Genomic DNA, 19469 nt, shown 5'->3' with positions numbered 1-19469 from the left:
AGTGCCGGAATTGATGGTAGCGGCCAGCGGCAGTCGAAGTGCGCCCACTGACTTGGCAAGTAGCAGTGCCTACTCGGTGAGCGTCAGGTGCGGGCTGGCTTTTTTCAGCGTTGGCAGGGTAACGTGCTCAGCGAACAGCTTGCGCAGGGGCTGCTCCGGGTGGGCGGCGAAGCGCCCAAGCAGGCCCACGAACCGCTCCGCGAATCGTTCAATGTACTGTGGCTTGAAAAGCGAGGTCTTGTACTCAATAAAAGGATGGGCGCCCTGCTCCAGGTCATCGTAGACATAAAGCGTCAGGTCAAACTTGCTTTGCATGTGTACCTGGTCCCAGTCCGCTATTTGCACCGAGTCGATGGTTGAAATTACCCCGGCCTGCGCGCTGGTCAGCATGTTAATGGCGACATCGAATACGGGGTTGTGCCGGGCATCGCGGGCGGGGGCATAGTGCCGCGCCACTTCCTGAAAGGGGTATTCTTGGTGGGTGTAGCCGTCGAGTAGCACCTGCTGCACCTGGGCCAGGAAGGCTTTCAGAGGGAGGGCTTCGTCGACGCGAACCTTCAGGGCCAGCGTGTTCACGTACACCCCAATCTGATTCACCAGCTCGCTCCGGTCGCGCACGGCCACGGGCACGCCCACCACGATTTCCTCATCGGCAGAATAGAGGTTGAGTACGAGGTAATAGGCCCCCAGCAGCAGCGCGAACATACTTACTTCGTGCGCGGCGGCTACCTGCTTCAGCGCCGGGAGCAGGCTGGGGGGCAGTGCGAACTCGTAGCGGCGGCCATCGGTCGATTGGTGTTCACTCCGCGGAAAGTCGGTGGGTAAGGCCAGCACCGGTAGCTTGCGGCCCAGGTGGGTTTGCCAGAAAGCCGCCAGCTGGTGCAGCTTCTCGCCCTGCCAGCGCTGTTGCTGGTCTACCGCGTAATCTTTATACTGAATGGTTAGGGGCGCTTTGGCCCACGCGGCCCCGGCCCGCAACTGCTGATATCCTTCCAGGAGCTCCGCAATCAACACCTGCCCCGACCAGCTGTCGCCCACGATGTGGTGCATCACGAAGCCTAGCACGTATTCCTCCGGGCCCAGCTCCAGTAGCAGGAGCTTCAGCAAGGCCGGCTCAGTCAGTTCAAAAACGGTGTTGCTGAGTTGCGTAATAAGTGCATCGGCCTGCTGCCCGGGGTTTTCGGCGCGGCGCAGGTCGACAAACTGCCAAGCCGGCGCTACCGTCTCCGCGGCGTGCACCTGCTGGGTAATATGGCTAGCGGCAGCGTGGAACGAGGTGCGCAGTATTTCGTGGCGCGCCACTACGGCTAGTAGAGCCTGCGCCAGCAAGTCGGGGCGCAAGGGGCCGCGCAGGTGATAAGCCTGGGCCATGTTGTAGGCCGACTCACCGGCCTGGACCTGGCTGGCTAGCCAGATTTGCTGCTGGGCAAACGATAAGGGGTAGGCCGGCAAGGGTGCCGCTGGCTGAATGGGTGCCAGGGCGGCAGGTTCAGCCAGCAGCCCGTCCAAGTATAGGGCAAATTTGCGGAGCGTGGGGGCTTTAAACAGTTCCTTAACCCCGCTGATACCAAGCTCTAACTGGAGGGTGCGAGTGATGTTGGCACACAGCTGAATGGCTTTCAGGCTATTGCCCCCAAGTTTAAAGAAGCTGTCGGTGCTGCTCACGTGCTCAACCTGCAACAGTTGCTGCCAGATGCTTTTAAGCCGCTGCTCAGTTGGCGTAAGCGTTTCGATTACCGCCGCACTCGCCTGCGCCGCGGCTAGCGGATTCGGCAGGGCCGTTAAGTCAACTTTACCGTGTCCGTTAATCGGGAAGCTTTCCAGGTAAACGAAGTAGTCGGGCACCTCATAGGCATTTAGGCGCTCCTCGCAGTAGGTGCGCAGCGCTAGCTCGTCAAGGGGCTGGGCCGCGCGGTAGTAGCCCACCAGATACTGGTCGCCGGCGGCCGTTTCCAGCACCCGGCACTTTACCTGCTCCACGCGCTGGTGCTGCAGCAGGCCAGCCTCTACACCCGCCAAATCAACGCGGATGCCTCGCAGCTTGACCTGACCGTCCTTGCGGCCGACGAGGGCAATGGTGCCGTCGGGCAGGTACCGGGCAACGTCGCCAGTTTTGTACACAAGGTCTGTTTCCTTCCCGGTTATGGGGTTGGGCACGTAAATTTTAGCGGTGGCCTGGGGGTCGTTGTAGTACCCCTTGGTCAGGAAGGGCGACTTGATGTACAGGTCGCCTTCTTCGCCCACCGCGCAGAGCTGGCCGTGGCCGTTAACTAGCAAAATCAGGGTATTCGAAATCGGTTTGCCCACGCTTACCCGGTCCGAGAGCTTGCCCGAGGCGGGGCCAATCCGGTGGAACGATTTCAGCATGGTGCTTTCCGTCGTGCCGTATAAGTTCACCAGCTCCGAGCCAGTGCCAAGGCACTTCTGCCAGCGGTAAACGTCCTTGTTATAGAGCGTTTCTCCGGCCAGCAGGCAGAAGCGCAGGCTAGGCAAGGCGTAGCTTCCCTGGCCACTCTCCTCCATCTCTTGAACCATCGCTCGGAATACCGAAGGCACGGTACACAGCAGGGTAATGCGCTCGCTGGCCAGCCAGTGCATCAGACCGCGCATGTTGCTCATGATGTCGGCAGGGGGAATGCAGAGTGTGCCCCCACTTACCAGCGGCGCCAGCATGTCACGCAGGGAGGCGTCGAAGGTCAGCGCCGCGAGCTGCGCTACGCGGGAGAATTCGGTATATGCGAACTCCTTGACAATCCAATGAATAAAGTGGCTCAGGCTCTTTTGCACGCCTTCGATAACCTTGGGCGTGCCGGTGGTACCAGAGCTGAAGAAAAGGTAGCAAGTGTCGTCGGGAGCGATGGCTACTTCGTGGGCCGGTGCCGGGGCCAGCACCAACTCCTGCCGCTGGTAGTGCCCCTGCTGCCAGGTGTAGCACGCCAGCTGCCCGTCGGCATCCAGGGCCAGCAGCTGGCGGGGGGCCTGGGCCTGTAGCCGCTGCAGCAGCGCCTCCAGTCGTGGCACTTCCGCAACCAGCGTCACGATGAGCTGGGGCTGAATGTCCTGCCAGATTTTGTTCCAGGTGTTGTCGCCTAGTTGCCAGCTCACCGGCAGATACACTTTACCCGCTTTGAACACGCCCAGCAGCGCCGCCACTACTGCGGGTTGCTTAGGAAGCAGCACCATTACGACGCCGCGCCGCGTGGGCTCCAGTTGCAGGCATGCCCCGGCAATGGCGTTTGCCTGCTGCTGGAGCTGGCCGTAGCTCACCGTTTGGCTGCCGTGCTGAATAGCAATGCGTGCTGGCGTTACTAAGGCCTGTTGCTCAAAAAGGGTATGAATAATCTGCTTCATGCGCATAATCCTGGAAAGGAGAAAACTGTTTAAAAGGCCGCAAAAGAGTTGATTTAGGAAGAAGCTGTTTATGAAATTTCAGCACGTCATGCAGAGCGTAGCGAAGCATCTTTACCGATTTATTAAGCGCTCCTGGCAAAGCGATAAAGATGCTACACTCGGCAAGACGTGCTCTTTATCTTCTGACAACTTTCTAAAATTTCAAATTTTATTTAACTAAACGGGGAGAATAATCCGCGAAAAGCCTGTCATATTTTTAGAAGTATGTCGCCTTGAGCTACGCCTGCGCGCTCCTCGGCGGCAAGTGCCCTGGTAAAGAGCTTTTTATTTGCCCGCTGCTAGTAGCCCGCGAGTGGGCCGTTAATTATGGACTAGGTGCACTAAAACGTCTCGTCTATTTTCTGAGTGGCCAATTCGTGCAGGGCTGGCAGCGCCGAATTCTGGTAAGTGGCTGCAAATTCGGTAAGCAGTATAGTGGGGACTTCAATTAATTGCTGTATAATTTCCTGTAGCCGGCTATGCAGTTCCTTGGCAATTAGCGCATCGGTTTTGCGGGTATCGTATTCCACGTGCAACACCAGTTTTTCCTGGTCTTCGTTAAATACAACGTTAATATCGTACTTACTTTTCGTGTTCTGCTCCGGCAATACACCAATTGCCAGTTTCATGGTATCTAATGCCGTATTCTCGGTTCTACTATCGCGGCTGTTCAAGTTCAGGTAGTTGATGTAGACCCTGGTCAAATCACTCATATCAATGCCATGCAGCTGCTGTATCAATTCGTGCAGCATCGTGGTTGGGTAGAAATGATAGTGATAGGTGGCGGCCACCACGGCGTGAACCTGTTGCAGAATCTCTTGCAAGGATTGGTGCGGCAGCAAGTGAGTTCGGAGCAGCACGTCATCGGCGAAGCAGCCGATAACGCGGTCTAGGTCGGCGTGCTGGCGCCCGGCGAAGGGGCTGCGAACGGTCAGGTCGTACTGGGCTGTGTAAGAGTGCAGCAGCAGGTTGAGGCTGGTTAGCGCGACCGAAAACATGCTACTATTGGTAGACGCGGCCAGTTGCCGCATGCCCTGAACCAGTGCGGGGGCCACCTCGGCAGTTATCACGCCGGCGTCGGTTTCGACCGCAAAGGCCTCATTGCCGGTGGCGAAGGGCAGGGACAGGAATTCGGGCTCGCGCTGAAACTGGTCGCGCCAAAACTGTTCGTAGTGCAGCAGGGAGGCGGCTCCCAGCTGCTGTTGCTGCCAGGTAGCGTAATCCTTGTATTGAAGCCCGGCCGGAATCGCCGGCTTATCCTGCCAACTCAGCAGGTAGGCGTTCAGCAAATCCTCGCGCAGCACGTCCAGCCCCCAGCCATCGCTAACGATGTGGTGCAGGAAATACATGAGGGCATACTCGTTTGGGGCCCGCTTGAAGAGCACCAGCTTGAAGAGCGGACCAGCTGCCAGGTCCAGCACCGTATGGCCAATAGCCTGGCAGCAACGGGCCATTTCCGCTTCGGGCTCCGCGCAGCTCGATACGTCGTGGTAGGCCCACACCTGCGCGACCGTAAGGGTGCTCAGCACCCACTGGCGAATTTCGCCGGTGGCATCGGGCCGATACACCGTCCGCAAAATGTCGTGCTGGTCCAGCAGCCGCGCCGCAGCATTCCGGAAGTGCTCCGGCTGCACGGCTCCCCGTAGCGACATGCCGCCGCTGACGAGGTACTTGTCGCCGCTGTGCTGCCATTCGGTGGCAAACAGGCCGAGCTGCTGCGTGCTGAGCGGGTAGCTGTCTAGGCGAGGAGCGCGAGCAATCGTCTGGAACGCCAGTTCATCGGCGCGCCCCAGTTGGGCCGCCTGCTCTTCAATGGAGGAGTGTAGCAGCTGGGCCAAGGCCACGTCAACTTGCAGCGTTTTGCGGATTTCCGACAGTAGGCGAGTGGCTTTAAGGCTGTGGCCGCCCATCTCCGAAAACTTTTCCCTGATGCCGAAGTCATTTCTACCCAGTACTTTCCCCCAGAGTTGCCAGAGCTGCTGCTCTAGGTGGTCGCGGGGCTCCACGCGGGCGTCTTTAGGGGCTTCACCGCCGCTGGCGGGCAGGGGTAGTGCCTGCCGGTTGACCTTGCCGTTGGCATTGAGCGGCAGCTTGTCAAGCGACACAAAGCAGGAGGGCACCATGTAGTCGGGTAAAGCTTTCAGCAGGTAGGCGCGTAGCGCCTGTTCATTCTGCACGGCCCCTACCACGTAGGCACACAAGTACTTATCGCCCTGGGCATCTTCGTTCAGCCGGACGACCCCATCGGTAATTTCCTCCCACCGGCTCAAGTAATATTCGATTTCGCCCAGCTCCACCCGGTGCCCCCGGATTTTCACCTGAAAGTCGATGCGGCCCATAAAGGCCACGGCGCTGTTCTCCTGCCAGCGGCCCAAATCGCCGGTACGGTACAGCAGTTCCCCGGCCCTGAAGGGGTTCGGAACAAACTTAGCGGCCGTATTATCGGCGTCGTTCAAATAGCCCAGGCTCACGCCGGCTCCGCCCAAGCAAATCTCGCCGCTTGCTCCGCGCGGCAGCAGCTGAAGCGCCTCATCGAGGATGTAAACGGTGTCGTTGCTGAGCGGCGTGCCAATGGGAACGGTCAGGTCGGCGTCCGATACTTCTTCTACGGCGTAGAATGTGGCGTACACCGTCGTTTCAGTGGGGCCGTACATGTGCAACAAGCGCCCGCGGCCCAGGTACTCCACGGCCCGCCGCACGTGGTGCTTCGATACCAGTTCCCCGCCGAAAAGCAGCTTGCGCAAGGGCCGAAAGGTGGTAATATCGGCATCGACAATCAGGTTGAACAAGGCCGTGGTGATGAACAGGACCGTTACCTGGTGCTCCTCAATCTTCGCCTTAATAGCGTCGACGGAGGCTACTTCGCTGCCGGCCAGCAGCACGAGCGTCGCGCCATTGAGTAAGGCACCGAAAATGTCGAATACGGCCCCGTCAAAGGCAAAATTCGACCACTGCAGAATAACGTCGCTGGGCTGAATGGCGAGGTAGTTGGTATTTTTTACCAGGGGTACCACGTTGCGATGCCGCACCATAACCCCTTTGGGAGTACCGGTAGAGCCCGACGTGTAGATGACGTAGCAGAGCTGCTCCGGCGAAATAGGTACCCCCAGGTTGTGGGCATCGTACTGTTCCGCTAGGGACAGGAACTCGCCGAAGCAAGCATCATCGACGGTTAGCGCACAGGCACTGTCGGCCAGGATGTACTGCTTGCGCTCGGCGGGGTAACTGTGGTCGATGGGCACGTAGGCACCGCCCGCTTTCAGGATGCCCAGCATGGCCACCAGCAGCTGCTCCGAACGGTGCATCTGCAGGCAGATGTTGGTGCCCGCGCCCACAGTATGCCAGGCCCTTAGATACCGGGCGAACTGGTTGGCGCGCTGGTTGAGGGCGTGGTAGGTTAGCTGCTTGTCTCCGGCAATCAGGGCCGGGCGGGTAGGAGTAGCTGCCGCCTGCTCCTCAAACAGCGTGACCAAGGAAGCGTCGGGATACGGCCGGGTGTCGTGATTGACGGTTTCTACCAGCCAGTGGCGCTCGGCGGGGGCAATAAAGTCCTGACGGTGCACGGCCTGCTCCGGCTGCAGGCTTACGGCATTCAGCAGGTGCGCGTAGTTGGCGAGCAGGCGCTGCATGTACGCTTCCGAATACAAATCTGCGTTGTACTCGGCCCGTAGCTCAAGCCCTTGGGGCGTATCCTGAAAGATAAACGTCATGTCCAGCGGGCTCACGCTCACGCCACGCTCCGGTAGCGGAGCCACCGTTATACCGGCTTGGGCAAAGGCGGCCACCGGTCCGCCAATGCCCGCGCTGGCCTGGTTCTGGTACACGACCAGTACGTCGAATAGCGGGGAGCGTCCCTTTTCGAGTGGGGCAGCTACCAAACTCACCATCTGCGAAAAAGTATAGTGCTGGTGCTCGTAGGCTTCCAGCAGCGTTTGGCGCACCTGGGCCAGCAGTTGGGTAAAGGAATCTGTATTCCGCACCTGGCTGCGCAAAGGCAGTGTATTCAGATAAGGGCCAATCTGGTCCTGAAACTGAGAATGCTCCCGCCCGGCTACAGCCACGCCCAGTATCAGGTCTGTCTGGCCACTGTAGCGCCACAGCAGCAGGTTGAGGGTAGCCAGCAGCCCCGTAAAAACGGTGGTGTTGGCGGCCAGCACAGCCGTTTTCAACTGCTGGACGGTAGCAGCCGTTAGGGCGTGGGTCAGGCTGCGCCCGCGGTAAGTTTTCTGCTGGGGCCGCTGCGTATCCAGCGGCAGCTCCAGGAGTGGCAGCGGGGCGGCGAGTTGGGTTTTCCAGTAAGCCTCTTCCTTGCTGTAATCCCGTTGGCTCTGCCAGTGAACGTAGTCCTTGTACTGGAAGGCGAGCGGGGCCCTGGTTGCCACGCCCGTTTCCCGCAATTGAATGTACGCCTGCATCACTTCCTTTTCCATGAGCTTAAGCGCCCATCCATCGCACACAATGTGGTGCAGGCAGTAAAGCAGACAATAATGGTCGGCCGCCAGGCGTACCAGCGTTGCGCGAATAGGCAGGTCGGTGCTCAGCTCGAAAGGAACCTGTGCATGCTGCTCAATCAGTGCCTCCAGAGCGGGGCCCGCTTCGACGGTCACTACCGGCAGCCGGAACCGAACCTGTGCGGGCGGCAACACTCGCTGGTGTACTTCCCCCGTGGCCGATTCGACAAAAACGGAGCGCAGCAGTTCGTGGCGCTCAATCAGCAGGCCAAAGGCTTCTTCCAACGCCCGTGCATCCACTGGGCCCATCAGGTACATCCCCCCCGGCACATGGTAGGCCTGTGCCGCTCCGGCGTTTTTGTTGAGCAGCCATAAATGCGCCTGGAAGCCACTGACTGGATACGTCGGTTGCGCCGGCGCCAGCGCAATGGCTTCTTCGGCCTGCGGCGTATAATCGGCGAGCCGGGCAGCTTGCGCGGCAATCGTGGCATTTTCGAGTACAAACCGAATGCCCGTTTGCAGACCCAGGCGCTGCTTCAGCAGCGAGTACAGCCGGGCCGCGTGCAGGCTGTTGCCACCTATTTCGAAAAAGTTATCGGCCACTCCAAAGTGCCCCCCATCCCCTAGCACTTCGCGCCACAGGGCATGCAGCAGCGTTTCCGGGGCCGAGCGCGGCGCAACCGCCGCCGGCCGGGTAGTCAGCCCGAAGCTTTCTTCCCAGGGCAGGGCCGCTTTGTCTACCTTGCCATTGGGCGTAAGCGGCAGGGCCGGCAGGCAAACGTACACGTCGGGCAGCATGTACGCGGGCAGGTGAAGCCCAAGCAGGTGTCGGAGGTGCTCTTCGGGCAAGGCCTGGGCCGTAACCATATATGCCACCAGCCGGGCCTCACTGCTGGCCGACGGCTTCACTTGCACTACTGCTTTGGTTACGCCAGGTACCTGCTCCAACGCGTTTTCAATCTCCCCCAGCTCGATGCGGAATCCTCGAAGCTTGACCTGGTCATCCTTCCGCCCGCTGTACACGAGCTGGCCATCCGAGGTCCAGTGCCCGGAGTCTCCGGTCTTGTACATTTTTTGCCCCGGCTGTAGCAAATCGGGCAAGTAGCGTTCCTGAGTAAGGTCGGCTTTGCCCTTGTAGCCGAGCGTTACGCCGGCACCGGCAATGTAAAGCTCGCCGTCGAGGCCGGTGGGCACCAACTGCTGAAACTTGTCGAGTACATACACTCGCGTGTTGCGAATGGGCTGGCCAATGGTAATGCTGGTCTCTTGGTCGGAGAAGCGGTAACAGGTGCTGTATGTGGTGGTTTCGGAGGGCCCGTACAGGTTGCGCACCTCTATGGCCTGGTAGTCCAGGTCGCGCTTAAAGTGCTGGGGTACGGCTTCGCCCGCCATGTTGAGCACGGTTACGTGCTGCCAGGGAAAGGTGCTGTCCTTCAGCAAGTGCTGCACTACCGACGGCACGGTGTTAATCAAGACGTTCCGGTCGGCGGCAATGGCCTCGGCAATGTGCAGGCCCGAGGGGAGTATCCGCACCGTTTTGCCGGCGGCAAGGCTGAAGAAGAATTCGAATACGGAAAGGTCAAAGCAGTGCGACGTTACGGCGTACACCATTTCAAACTGCGAAGCGGCAAACTCGTCCAGCGCCCATTGCACGAACAGCGCAACGTTCTGGTGCGAAATCATTACGCCCTTGGGTTTTCCCGTCGAGCCCGAGGTGTAGATAATGTAGGCCAGCGCCGTCCCGCTCACGGGGGCCGCGGCCAGCACAGGGGCTACCGGCGGGTGCTGCCGGTAAGCCGCGAGCCAGTCCTCGGTAAGGAGCAGGTCGCAGCCGCTGTCTTGCAGAATGTAGTCGATGCGCTCCGGCGGGTAGGCTAGGTCAAGGGGCAGGTAGGCCGCGCCACTGTGCAGCACGGCCAACAGTGCAATAGGCAGCCATTCGGTACGCGTTAGCTGCACGGCAACAACTTGGCCCGGCGCGACAAGAGTGCGCAGGTGCGCCGACAGCGCCATTACCTCCTGCCACACCTGCTGGTAAGTGAGCTGGGTGGCGGGGCCAATGAGAGCAATTTTCGGAGCATTCGCTGCCGCTGCCTGCTCAATCAGGTCGAGCAGCGTAACCTCAGGCTGGTAGTAAGCCTGAGGGTCGTTGAATAGCTGCAACTGTTGCTGCGTCTCGGCCTCTGCGAGGTAATTGCCACGGCTGATACTCTCTGCGGGCGCCGCCAGCAGCATTGTCAGCAGGCCCACAAAGTGCTCCCACAGACGGCTGATAAACGCGCGGTCATAGAGCGCGGTGTTGAATTCGAGCGTGGCTGCCAGCGCTTCGGGCTGGGCCGCAAACGAAATCGTGAGGTCAAACTGGCTGGTCGCGCGCCGGTCCTCGGGCAGAAAGTGGTAGGGACCTGCGGTGGTGGGCTGGCTTTTCGACGGGTGCTCGTTGAAAATCACCATCACGTCGAAAAGAGCCGAGCGGCTCAGGTCGTGCTTGCTCCCGGCCAGCTCCACCATTTTCTGAAAGGGCAGAGCCTGGTGCGCCAGGGCATCTTGCAGCACCTGCTGCTGAGCCGCGAGCAATTGCTCGAACGTGGTTGTGGGCTTGAAGTGCAGGCGAAGTGGTAGGGTGTTGATGAGCAGGCCCACTAGCCCCTGGAGCTCCTCTACCAACCGGCCCGAGGTAACCGTGCCCAGAATCGTATCGGTTTTCTGGGTGTAGCGGAAGATAAGCACTTGCAAGCCGGCTAGCAGCCCCGCGAACAGCGAAACCCGCTGCTGCGTGCAGCGGGCCTGTAAGGCGGCGCGCACGGGTTCCGGCAGCGTTACCAGCAGGCGCCCCCCCGCGAAGTTTTTCACGGCGGGGCGCTTCAGGTTGTTCCGCAGCTCGACTACTGACAAGGGAGCTTGCAAAACCTTTTTCCAGTAGCCTTCTTCCACCTGCCACCGCCCCTGCTTCTCGCTGGTGTGCTGCCATACAGCAAAATCCTGGTAAGTCTTGGCTGGGGCCGGTAGCAGGAGCACCTCTCTTTTCTTGCGGGCTTCGTAGCCAAGCAGCAGCTCCTGCTGCAGCACGTCCAGCGACAGCCCGTCGCAGACAATGTGGTGAACGGTAAGCAGTAGGTAACTGACCTGTTTACCGTGCAGTAGGGTGCCGCGCAGTAGGGGCGCCTGGTCGAGGCAAAAAGCCTGCTCATTTTCCGTTGTCAGATAGCCCTCTAGGGCTGCGGCCGACAGCGCGGGCACTTCCAGCACCCGGAGCCGAAAACGCACCGCTTGCGCTACCTGCTGGCGGACTGTCCCATCTGCCTGCTCGAAAAACGCGGTCCTCAGGCTACCATGCCGGTCCACTAGGTCCTGGAGGGATTGCTCCAGATGCACTAGGTCGACGTCTTCGTTCAGTTGCATAGCCACGGGCATATGATAGGCCAATGAGCCTTGCTCATCTTGGCTTAGCGTCCAGATGCTATGCTGCCCATACGAGAGGGGATAATCCGGGGCCTGAGGAGCCGGCGCGATGTGCTCAGCCGCCGCCCCGCCATTTTGCAACAGGTGTAGCAGGGCCTGCTTATGGGTTTTAAGGTGTGCCAGCAGGGCCGCAGGCAGGGCGCCCGGCCGGGCCTTCACCTTCAACTCCTGCTCCTCGACGAATAAGTGAATGCCCTCCTTCTGTAGCTGCCTGATAAGCTCAAAAACTTCCATATTAGACGATTAGAATTTATTTCGGTTCAGCACGAAAAGCGAGCTATAATCGAGCGAACTGGTCGCAGCCAGCTGCGCCGTATGGAATTCGGATTGCCGGGTAATGGCTCTATTTTGCCAGCCCGTAGGCCGGCCCACGGCTAGCGCTAGTCAAAGGTGTTGTAAGCAGCTGAGCCGGTTCAATCTGTTACACGAACCAGGTGTTTTGCTGTACTAAACCAGGTTTTGGGCACCACTCAAAAGCCACCTGCGATGGCGTATGCGGCAAGCGCGGTCAAAGCCCTCGTCCACCAGCCTGCTTCTTGTAGACACCGGACCAAGGAGTTAGTACTGCTTGGTTTTACTGGGGTAGTCTAGTTACGCTGGACAGTTTAGGGCTGTAAGCTGAAGAAGCTGTTAGTGAGTATGATAGGGTGTCTGATAGCCGATGCTGGAGTGCAGACACTCGTGATTATAATAATCAAAATAGTCGGCCACGCTGGTCTGCGCGTCAGCCAGGTCGGCAAAAACAGGCCGTTCGCGCACTTCAAGGACCTCCGTTTTGAGGCGTGACCAGAGGCTCTCTGCCTGCGCATTGTCGTAGCAGTCGCCGCGTCGGCTCTGCGAGCGCAGAGCTGCGTGGTCGTGCAGCAAGTGGCGGTACCCGTTGCCACAGCACTGCCCACCGCGGTCAGAATAGACGAGTAGGCCGGGTGTGGGCGGCTGGGCCCAAAAAGCGCGCGGCAAGGCAGTGATAATCAGCGCCTCGGGCATGGTCGCCATGACGTGCCAGCCGACTACCTGCTTGCTGACCATAGCCTGATAGGCACACAGGTAAGCCCAGTCGCTGTATGCTTACCAGTTAAATGAGCCAACTAGCAGGAGATAAAAGCATATCACACCTTACAGCAGCTCACTAGACTTTGAGCCTTAAGCCAACCTTGTCTTGGCAAGCAGTGCACAGGCGATACTAGGAAGCGTAACAGGTAGCCGGCGTAACCTTATATATATAAGTGATTCAAAGAAGCTGGGCTATAGTCATTTTAAGAACGTCCTTCTGCAAGGCGTCTCATTGGGAACTGCCGTTTTCAGAACGGGCATTCAGAAAGTACGACTGCTAGCCTGATAGCCCTCTTTTCGTAACTGTTGAATTTTTACATATCGTAAAGGAAGCCTTGCTACTCGTAAACAGCTTAATTCACCGGTTTGGGTAGTAATCGCTGCACGCCCATGGGATGAAAGGCCTTCCCGTGCCGGGTGCGATAGCCCGACTGGTTGAGCTGGTCGGCAATAGCCCGCAACGTTGCCCCTGTCGCCCGCAACAGCGCGGCTAGCTGCGCCGCCTGCCGATTATTCAGATTGGCTTGGGCATTCTGCGTCATGGCCACCCACGATTTCTCTCGAGCGGCCTGGGTCAAATTAGCTGGGGTTCCAAGTTGAGCACCTCGTGCCTTCTTAGCAGCTAGCGCATCGCGGGTACGCGTAGAAATGGCCGAAGCCTCCTTCTGGGCGACGGCCGCCATGATGTGGAGGGTGAACTCATCGGCCGCCGGCAAGTCAACCGCCTGGAAGCGCACGCGACTTTCCATGAGCGTCGCGAGGAATGCCACGTTCCGCGCAAGGCGGTCCAATTTAGCTACGAGCAGCACCGCGTCTTCCTGCCGGGCCTGGGCAATAGCAGCCGCTAGTTGCGGCCGCTCATTCTTCTTGCCACTCTCGATTTCGAAGAAGGTGCTCACCAACGTCGCGTCGCCGCGGAGGAAGTTTTGCACGGCGGCTTGCTGGGCTTCGAGACCGAGGCCGGACTGCCCTTGGCGGACGGTACTTACCCGGAAGTAGGCCACATATTTCGTCATCGAGCGCAAAAATACCCCTCAAAATGATTTTGTCACAAAAGTTAAACGGACGTTGCTCATATGTAAAATCTACCTACTTTTACCCTACTACCCCTGAACGGGGCTTTTGTACCCCGCTTTTTGTACCATGACCCCTCTTCCGATCTACACTCCTTATTATAGAGTCTCCACTCAAAAGCAAGGAATCTCGGGGCTTGGTCTCGAAGCCCAACAAGCCGCGGTGCGGGCTTTCGTCGTCGACCCTACGCAACTGCTGACTGAGTACGTCGAAATCGAGAGTGTGAAGAAGAACCAGCGCCCGCAGCTACTGGCTGCCATGGCCGAGGCCCGGCGGGTGGGTAGCACCCTGCTCATCGCTAAGCTCGACCGACTCAGCCGCAATGCCAGCTTCATCCTGGCCCTGCGCGACTCGGGGGTGGACTTTGTCTGCTGTGACATGCCCGACGCCAATACCCTTACCGTGGGATTGTTTGCCGTACTCGCGCAACATGAGCGGGAGACGATTTCTAAACGTACCAAGGATGCCCTATCCACGAAGAAGGCCCGCGGAGCAAAGCTGGGCAATCCGCAGAACATGACGCCAGCCATTACCCGACAGGGCTAGGCGGCCATGCAGCATCAAGCCCGCGAGCACCAGGCTAATCGACAAGCTGCCCAGTTGGCCGAACTCCTTCGGGCTAAGCAGCAAACCCTGTGGGAAATTGCGGGGGCACTGAATGCAGCTGGCTACCATACCCGGCGAGGGAAGGCTTTTCACGCCACTACCGTGTGGCGTCTGCTCTCAATTTATTCGTTAGCAACTCTCTCTCTGTGATTCAATAGAGTGCTTCTTATGTGAGATACTTCAGCAGAAATGAGTAGCACGAAGTAATGCTTCTTACTATCCATTTCTACCAGACTACATCAATGTGCGATATCATATCTATGGAATTGGTCAACGAAGCGTTACATCGTATGCTGGTCTCAATTGGCCTTATCATGCGCTCCGATCAAAGCAATTTGGATACGGCCACCCGCTTCAAAGACCTATGGTGGGATACTAGGCCCAACAAAGTATGAGCCGAACGGCAACTACTATGATAACACCACACCGAATCATTTCAGAGCTATTTCAAAACCTAATTACTCGACGGTGGTAGCTTTCCTAGAAGGTTAGCGTTTGCTACAGAGCGCTGCGTTGCAAGAGGCGAGGGTATTACACGGTCGACTAGGGCGCAAAGGTCCTAGTACACTTGGGCGGAAACCGAATATCCGAAACAACAGACTCAACTTGTTTGAAAGTGCATAATGGGCTCTGAGAATTCCGCTTGATACTTACTTGCGCATTTTCCTAACACCGTCTTAACAATGTCCAATTATTTTTCAGAGCAAATGCGTTCCTTTGCAATGCTTGTATCTGCTCATCGATCCTGTACCCATTTCTGTGAAAAAAAGAGTTTAGTAGTTTCGCAGCATTATTTATGCTGGTGAAAACATCATCTAAACTAATTTCTCCAATCTCTTTAATTGATAGTGGTTCAAAAGTTCGCACTGAACAAATGCTTTTATCAAAGTCTATGACTAATTCAATTCTAAATGGTCCATCCATAAATCTGCAGATGCAAGAATTAGACCTCGTAATAAGTGAATTATTAATATTGTTTATCCAATTATCAAGTACTATTACTACAAAGTCATTCCATGAGTTCTCAGGAAACTCTACACTATTTAACAAAAAGTAAATTATACCTGTGACCTTTCCATCACTATGTTGTATAAGACTCTCAGGATTTATTTGAATGAATAAGTTGTTCATGTTAACGTATTGGATAAGCTGTTTCAATAGTTTTAGTGGCATTATTTAGCCACATTTCCACTTTAATACCATTGTTAGACATTCCTTGTAAAAGCATTCTATCCCCTTGAGTAGAAACTTTTTTTAGTACATTCTGATAGGCACTTCGCACTGTTGCTTCTACTTGCCTATCTGTCATATACTGAGGAAATAGTGTTTTCTTAGAGCTTACTCTCTGTCCACCAGGCATATGACCTGATAAAACATGTTCCATATCAATACTAACCCTTTTCCATGCAGGTAATGTTGACTTAAGTGATTTATTAGCTACTCTTTCAAATTTAGCTAGCTTGCCCGCCATTCGGACTTCTGAAACCAAAGGTATCAATCCAGCGGCTCTCCAGAAAGGAGTTACTTCGTTACCATTCAGATCTTGTCCAGAAATAGCAGTTTTGATATCTATAGCAGTACCTAATGGAGTAAATCCACCAGCTAACTCAGTAATATCATTTGCCCAGCCGGCATCACCAGTGTCAGCCTCCGTATCAAAAGTCTGATAATGGCCTGTGCTAGTTTTGCGTATACCAGTCCCTGGCTTATTTATTACATTCAGCCCACCTGTAACCTGTCCTCCGTTATTGCCTCCATTACCACGTTCCTGTTTAGCACCTTCTTGTCCATCATTAATGTATGAAGATACATATGTCCAATCAACCTTTGTTGAGCCTTCATAATAGCTTCCATCGCCCCAATTATATACTGGGCTCATGCCATCAGGATCTGTTAATAATATAGGATTATTTAACGCATAGCAGTAAGGGCTAGCATTAGCCATGTCTTCAGACATTGGATCAGAAACATGCCACCTCCCCAATTGAGCATCGTACATCCTCGCTCCATAGTCAATCCAATTCAGGCCAAAGTCCTCTAGCTTTTCCTTGCCATTGTATTGAAAAGCCGAATTGGGTACATTGGCCATTTCAATACCCACTAAATTAAGGCCAAAAGGATCATAGTGATTTTCCTGATAGGGGCTCGGGGCGACAGTGTTCACGACTAAATCATCGAAGTAAGCCGGCATCCCACTTTCGTTAACTAAACTTACCTGCACAAAACCTGCGCTGTCAACCTTCGTTCCGGCCTGCAGATGCTGCCACTCGTCAGTCGCGGTGCGCTGGATAGGTTGCGTTTTAGTGGCCACTAATTGGCTATCCTTATTGAATACCTCATAACGCAGATAAGCAGTCGGCACGTAGACTCGTTTCATTTTGAGCAGTTCTGGAACAAGCGCGATACTGGCTCCTATGAAAGGCAGCCAGCGCCGCTGAGCTGCTACCGGCTGTGCCTGATCTATCACTAATTGACTCGGCGCTCCAGCAGAAAGGGACCCCGTTACTAGTGCCCCTTTCTGGAAGAGGCTACCGGCTACTGCACCCCGGTCATAGCGTCCGTATACCTCCGCACGTATAGTATCCCCAGCGGCTACTTTTAGCCGTACGCTAGGACCCTCACGTCGCCCTGTGCCCGCGTTCAGTCGCGCTACGTAGGAGCCGGTACGGGCATGGTCGGTGTCTATCAAACGCGTTTCGGCCACATGCTGGAATTGCTGCTCTTCCTGGGTAGCACTTGCCGGCTCCATCCCTGCCTTAATCTGCGTAACCACATTGTTATCCTTGTCTGCCCGGAAGGCATAGCGCAGATTACCTAGGTGGTCTTTGAGGTGGTATTCATATTTCCACGGTAACAAAGTGCCATTGCTGCTCGGAATATAGAGCATCCTCCCTTCCGCAGTTTGAGCAAAAACAGGGGTTGAACTCGTGCTGGGGGTTGTCTCAAACACCACTGGCCCCGCATAGTTTGTCGTTTTAGCAGGCGTACTACTAGTCCCGTTGTAGATTTGTTTGGTAAGCTTGCTGCCTGCCGCTGAGTAGGTGTATTTGATGGTACCCCCTACGTTACCGGTGCTCGGCATAGCTTTAAACGTAATGACAGCGGGCTGATTCAGGCGTGTGTAGCTGATGCTAGTGATGCCTTTATTTGCATCACTCGTTAAATTGCCATTCTGGTCGTAGGTGTATTCTGGATTGCCGGATGGATTATAGCTGCTGCCGTTATCCTTAAAGTCGTGCGTGGCCTGATTTGCTGGTGCGGCATCATCAACGCCGAGCAACTGATTACTTCCCACCAACTTATTATTTATCATTCTCTTATAAGAATAAGTAAGTTGGTCTATAATGTTTTTCTGCGGATCTGCATCCCCGCCCGAGGTAGTACCCTGGCGGGTCATACTTAACAAGTTGCCATTGCCGTCATACTTGATATTAGATACGCTGAAATCCACTCGTTGCTTCGTGATGTCCCAGCCAGTATTTGCCAGCGTTGTGTACTGGGCCCCAGCAATCCTACTAGTAGGGTCGTAGTTGTAGTTATAAGCTCGTAATTTGTTGTTCTTGGTAACGTTGGGGTCTGAGTTGCGCGTCTGCCACATCGCCTGCGCGATGTTCCCGTTGTATTGAGAAACCGCGCCCGCAAACTCAGCATTATTATATACCAGTTCTAAGCCGAACAGGTCAGGGTCAGCAATCCCGGGCTCACTCCTGTCCTGCACGTACACCCCGGGGCTTTGTTCAATATTGTTATTGTCTAAATCCCGGTTATTGATGTGCGTAAGCCAACCCCGTATGTTATAGCGATAGTCTACCTTTTGTAGAAACTTGCTACCCGTACCATCTGCACTATGCAGATACTTCGCAATAAGCAGGTTGAGTTCGTTATAGCCTTTCTTAACCAGTAGAATTTCGGGCTGTGCACTCGCAGGGTTAGTTGTCGTATTGTATACCTGCTGAAAGGTCTCCTTCGGTAGTCCGTTTCCATAATAGGTGAACTTTTTGGTGTCTTTATAGCCAACGGAGTTTGAGCCGCCTTGCGTAATACTAGTGGTCGAAGCAAGCAGCTTGCCCATGAAATCATACTCCATCCACTGTGTATTAACCCCACTCAACTGGTTCTGCTCTATGGCCTGCACCACTTGGTAATTCTTATCGTAGTAGCTGGTACTGGTAAGCCAGTTACCAACTGTGCCATCAAGGGCAAGAGTCCGGGTGCTGGTGCCCGTTGGCAAGCCCCGCGGGACCGGCAGCCAAAGACCGGTAGCCAGGCTGCACGCCAACGCAGGATTATTAGCCAGTAATGGGGCATCATAGCGGTCGTAGTAAGTAACTGTTAACAGATTATTCTCGGAGAGCGCTACCCCAGCATTAGCATTAGTGAGGGTAACCCGTGGAAATGCCTTGGTAAGAGTGTACCCAATCCCCGTCGTATTGTCCATCTGCTCTGCGAATACTGTCTCTGCATCTAAGTTGTCTTGAAGCGTAGCCTGGGTGGAATTGGGATCAGTTTTGTAGCTACCCGTCATAATCGACCGACCTAATCCATCATACTTCACAAAAGACCATTCACCGGTCCTCGTTTGCTGCTGATTGCCGTCCTGAGTAAGTACTACCTGGTTGCGTTGGTTGTATACTAAGGCTACCGGGTCCGTGCCAGGCACTTGTTTGCGGATGACTCGGTGCCGACCATCGTACTCGTATCGAAAACACCAGCTACGTAGGAAGTCCTCCGTTAGTGTGCTGCCAGGATTAGCCACCAACGTATTAACTCCCTCCGGCGAGATGACTAATCGAAGATTATCTAGGTTATCATAGGCACAGTAGGTAAGTAGATCCGCTCCTGTGCCAACGGGAGCATAAGACGCTTCCACTAGCAAGTATTTACCATTACCTGGATAGGGATCGGGGCCAAGCCTGCGATAGTCAATAGGAACATTGACCGTCGCATTAGGCAACGCCACAAGTTGCTGCACATAGCTCGTTACATCTGCACTGTATTGTGGATCAAATACTGCATCGTCAGCGGTAGTGCCGGATACTCGCTTGCCAAAAATGGCACGGCGAATAGTGATGAGCTGTCCACTAGGAGCACTTAAGGATAGCCACTGATCGCCCTCATATACCAATTTGCCAGTGGTGGAGGCTGCCACACGTTTGAGGATTGTTTTGCCCTGTTTATCTAGATACTCCGTGACCAATTGGTTTTGTTCATCCTGGGTTTCTTTTACCAGAAGTTGACCAGCTGCATAAGTGCCTGGGGAGGAGAAGGTATTGCTTGTGGAGTTATACTCCCATTGCCATACGGCGTCATCAGCCGTATTAGCTCGCTGATTAAACTTGAGCGCGTGCCCACTACCTGAGGTGGTCGGGTAAAAATGGACACGGCGAAAGTAACTTTCCCTTGTCATGGAAGCAGAAAAACCAGCTAGTAAAC

Annotated in this window: 6 protein-coding genes; 1 reads left to right on the top strand and 5 read right to left on the bottom strand. The window is 55.6% G+C overall.

All coding sequences use genetic code 11. From position 1 onward, the window contains the following. Window positions 1-69: 69 nt before the first annotated feature. From ACYVGC_RS22445 to ACYVGC_RS22430, 4 genes are all read right to left on the bottom strand, one after another. Entirely contained in the window at window positions 70-3351 is a 3282-nt protein-coding gene (locus ACYVGC_RS22445) for a condensation domain-containing protein (protein ID WP_460586076.1), read from the bottom strand. Between the two features lie 380 nt (window positions 3352-3731). Further along, window positions 3732-11537: a non-ribosomal peptide synthetase gene (locus tag ACYVGC_RS22440; RefSeq protein ID WP_460586075.1), complete on the bottom strand. Its 7806-nt coding sequence runs from the start codon at window positions 11535-11537 to the stop codon at window positions 3732-3734. 396 nt (window positions 11538-11933) lie between these two features. Next, entirely contained in the window at window positions 11934-12332 is a 399-nt protein-coding gene (locus ACYVGC_RS22435) for a transposase (protein WP_460586074.1), read from the bottom strand. A 377-nt stretch (window positions 12333-12709) separates the two neighbouring features. Continuing rightward, the gene (locus ACYVGC_RS22430) at window positions 12710-13372 is read right to left on the bottom strand and encodes a recombinase family protein (RefSeq protein WP_460586073.1); all 663 of its coding nucleotides are present in this window, start codon (window positions 13370-13372) and stop codon (window positions 12710-12712) included. Between the two features lie 127 nt (window positions 13373-13499). On the opposite strand from ACYVGC_RS22430, the gene ACYVGC_RS22425 reads away from it, so the two are divergent. Then, window positions 13500-13976 carry a recombinase family protein gene (locus ACYVGC_RS22425; protein ID WP_460586072.1) on the top strand — a complete coding sequence of 159 codons (477 nt, stop codon included), beginning with the start codon at window positions 13500-13502 and terminating at the stop codon, window positions 13974-13976. Between the two features lie 1192 nt (window positions 13977-15168). On the opposite strand, the gene ACYVGC_RS22420 is transcribed toward ACYVGC_RS22425, so the two are convergent. Beyond that, on the bottom strand, window positions 15169-19443 hold the full coding sequence (locus ACYVGC_RS22420) for an RHS repeat-associated core domain-containing protein (RefSeq protein ID WP_460586071.1): 4275 nt from the start codon (window positions 19441-19443) through the stop codon (window positions 15169-15171). Between the last annotated feature and the right edge of the window lie 26 nt (window positions 19444-19469).

The sequence above is a fragment of the Hymenobacter arcticus genome (assembly GCF_054779975.1).
The sequence above is the reverse complement of the archived record's forward strand: the minus strand, read 5'-3'. Positions and strand labels throughout refer to the sequence as shown.

Coding starts and splice junctions, on each gene's coding strand:
- ACYVGC_RS22445 (WP_460586076.1), bottom strand. CDS start 3,351: ATGAAGCAGATTATTCATACCCTTTTTGAGCAACAGGCCTTAGTAACG.
- ACYVGC_RS22440 (WP_460586075.1), bottom strand. CDS start 11,537: ATGGAAGTTTTTGAGCTTATCAGGCAGCTACAGAAGGAGGGCATTCAC.
- ACYVGC_RS22435 (WP_460586074.1), bottom strand. CDS start 12,332: ATGGTCAGCAAGCAGGTAGTCGGCTGGCACGTCATGGCGACCATGCCC.
- ACYVGC_RS22430 (WP_460586073.1), bottom strand. CDS start 13,372: ATGACGAAATATGTGGCCTACTTCCGGGTAAGTACCGTCCGCCAAGGG.
- ACYVGC_RS22425 (WP_460586072.1), top strand. CDS start 13,500: ATGACCCCTCTTCCGATCTACACTCCTTATTATAGAGTCTCCACTCAA.
- ACYVGC_RS22420 (WP_460586071.1), bottom strand. CDS start 19,443: ATGACAAGGGAAAGTTACTTTCGCCGTGTCCATTTTTACCCGACCACC.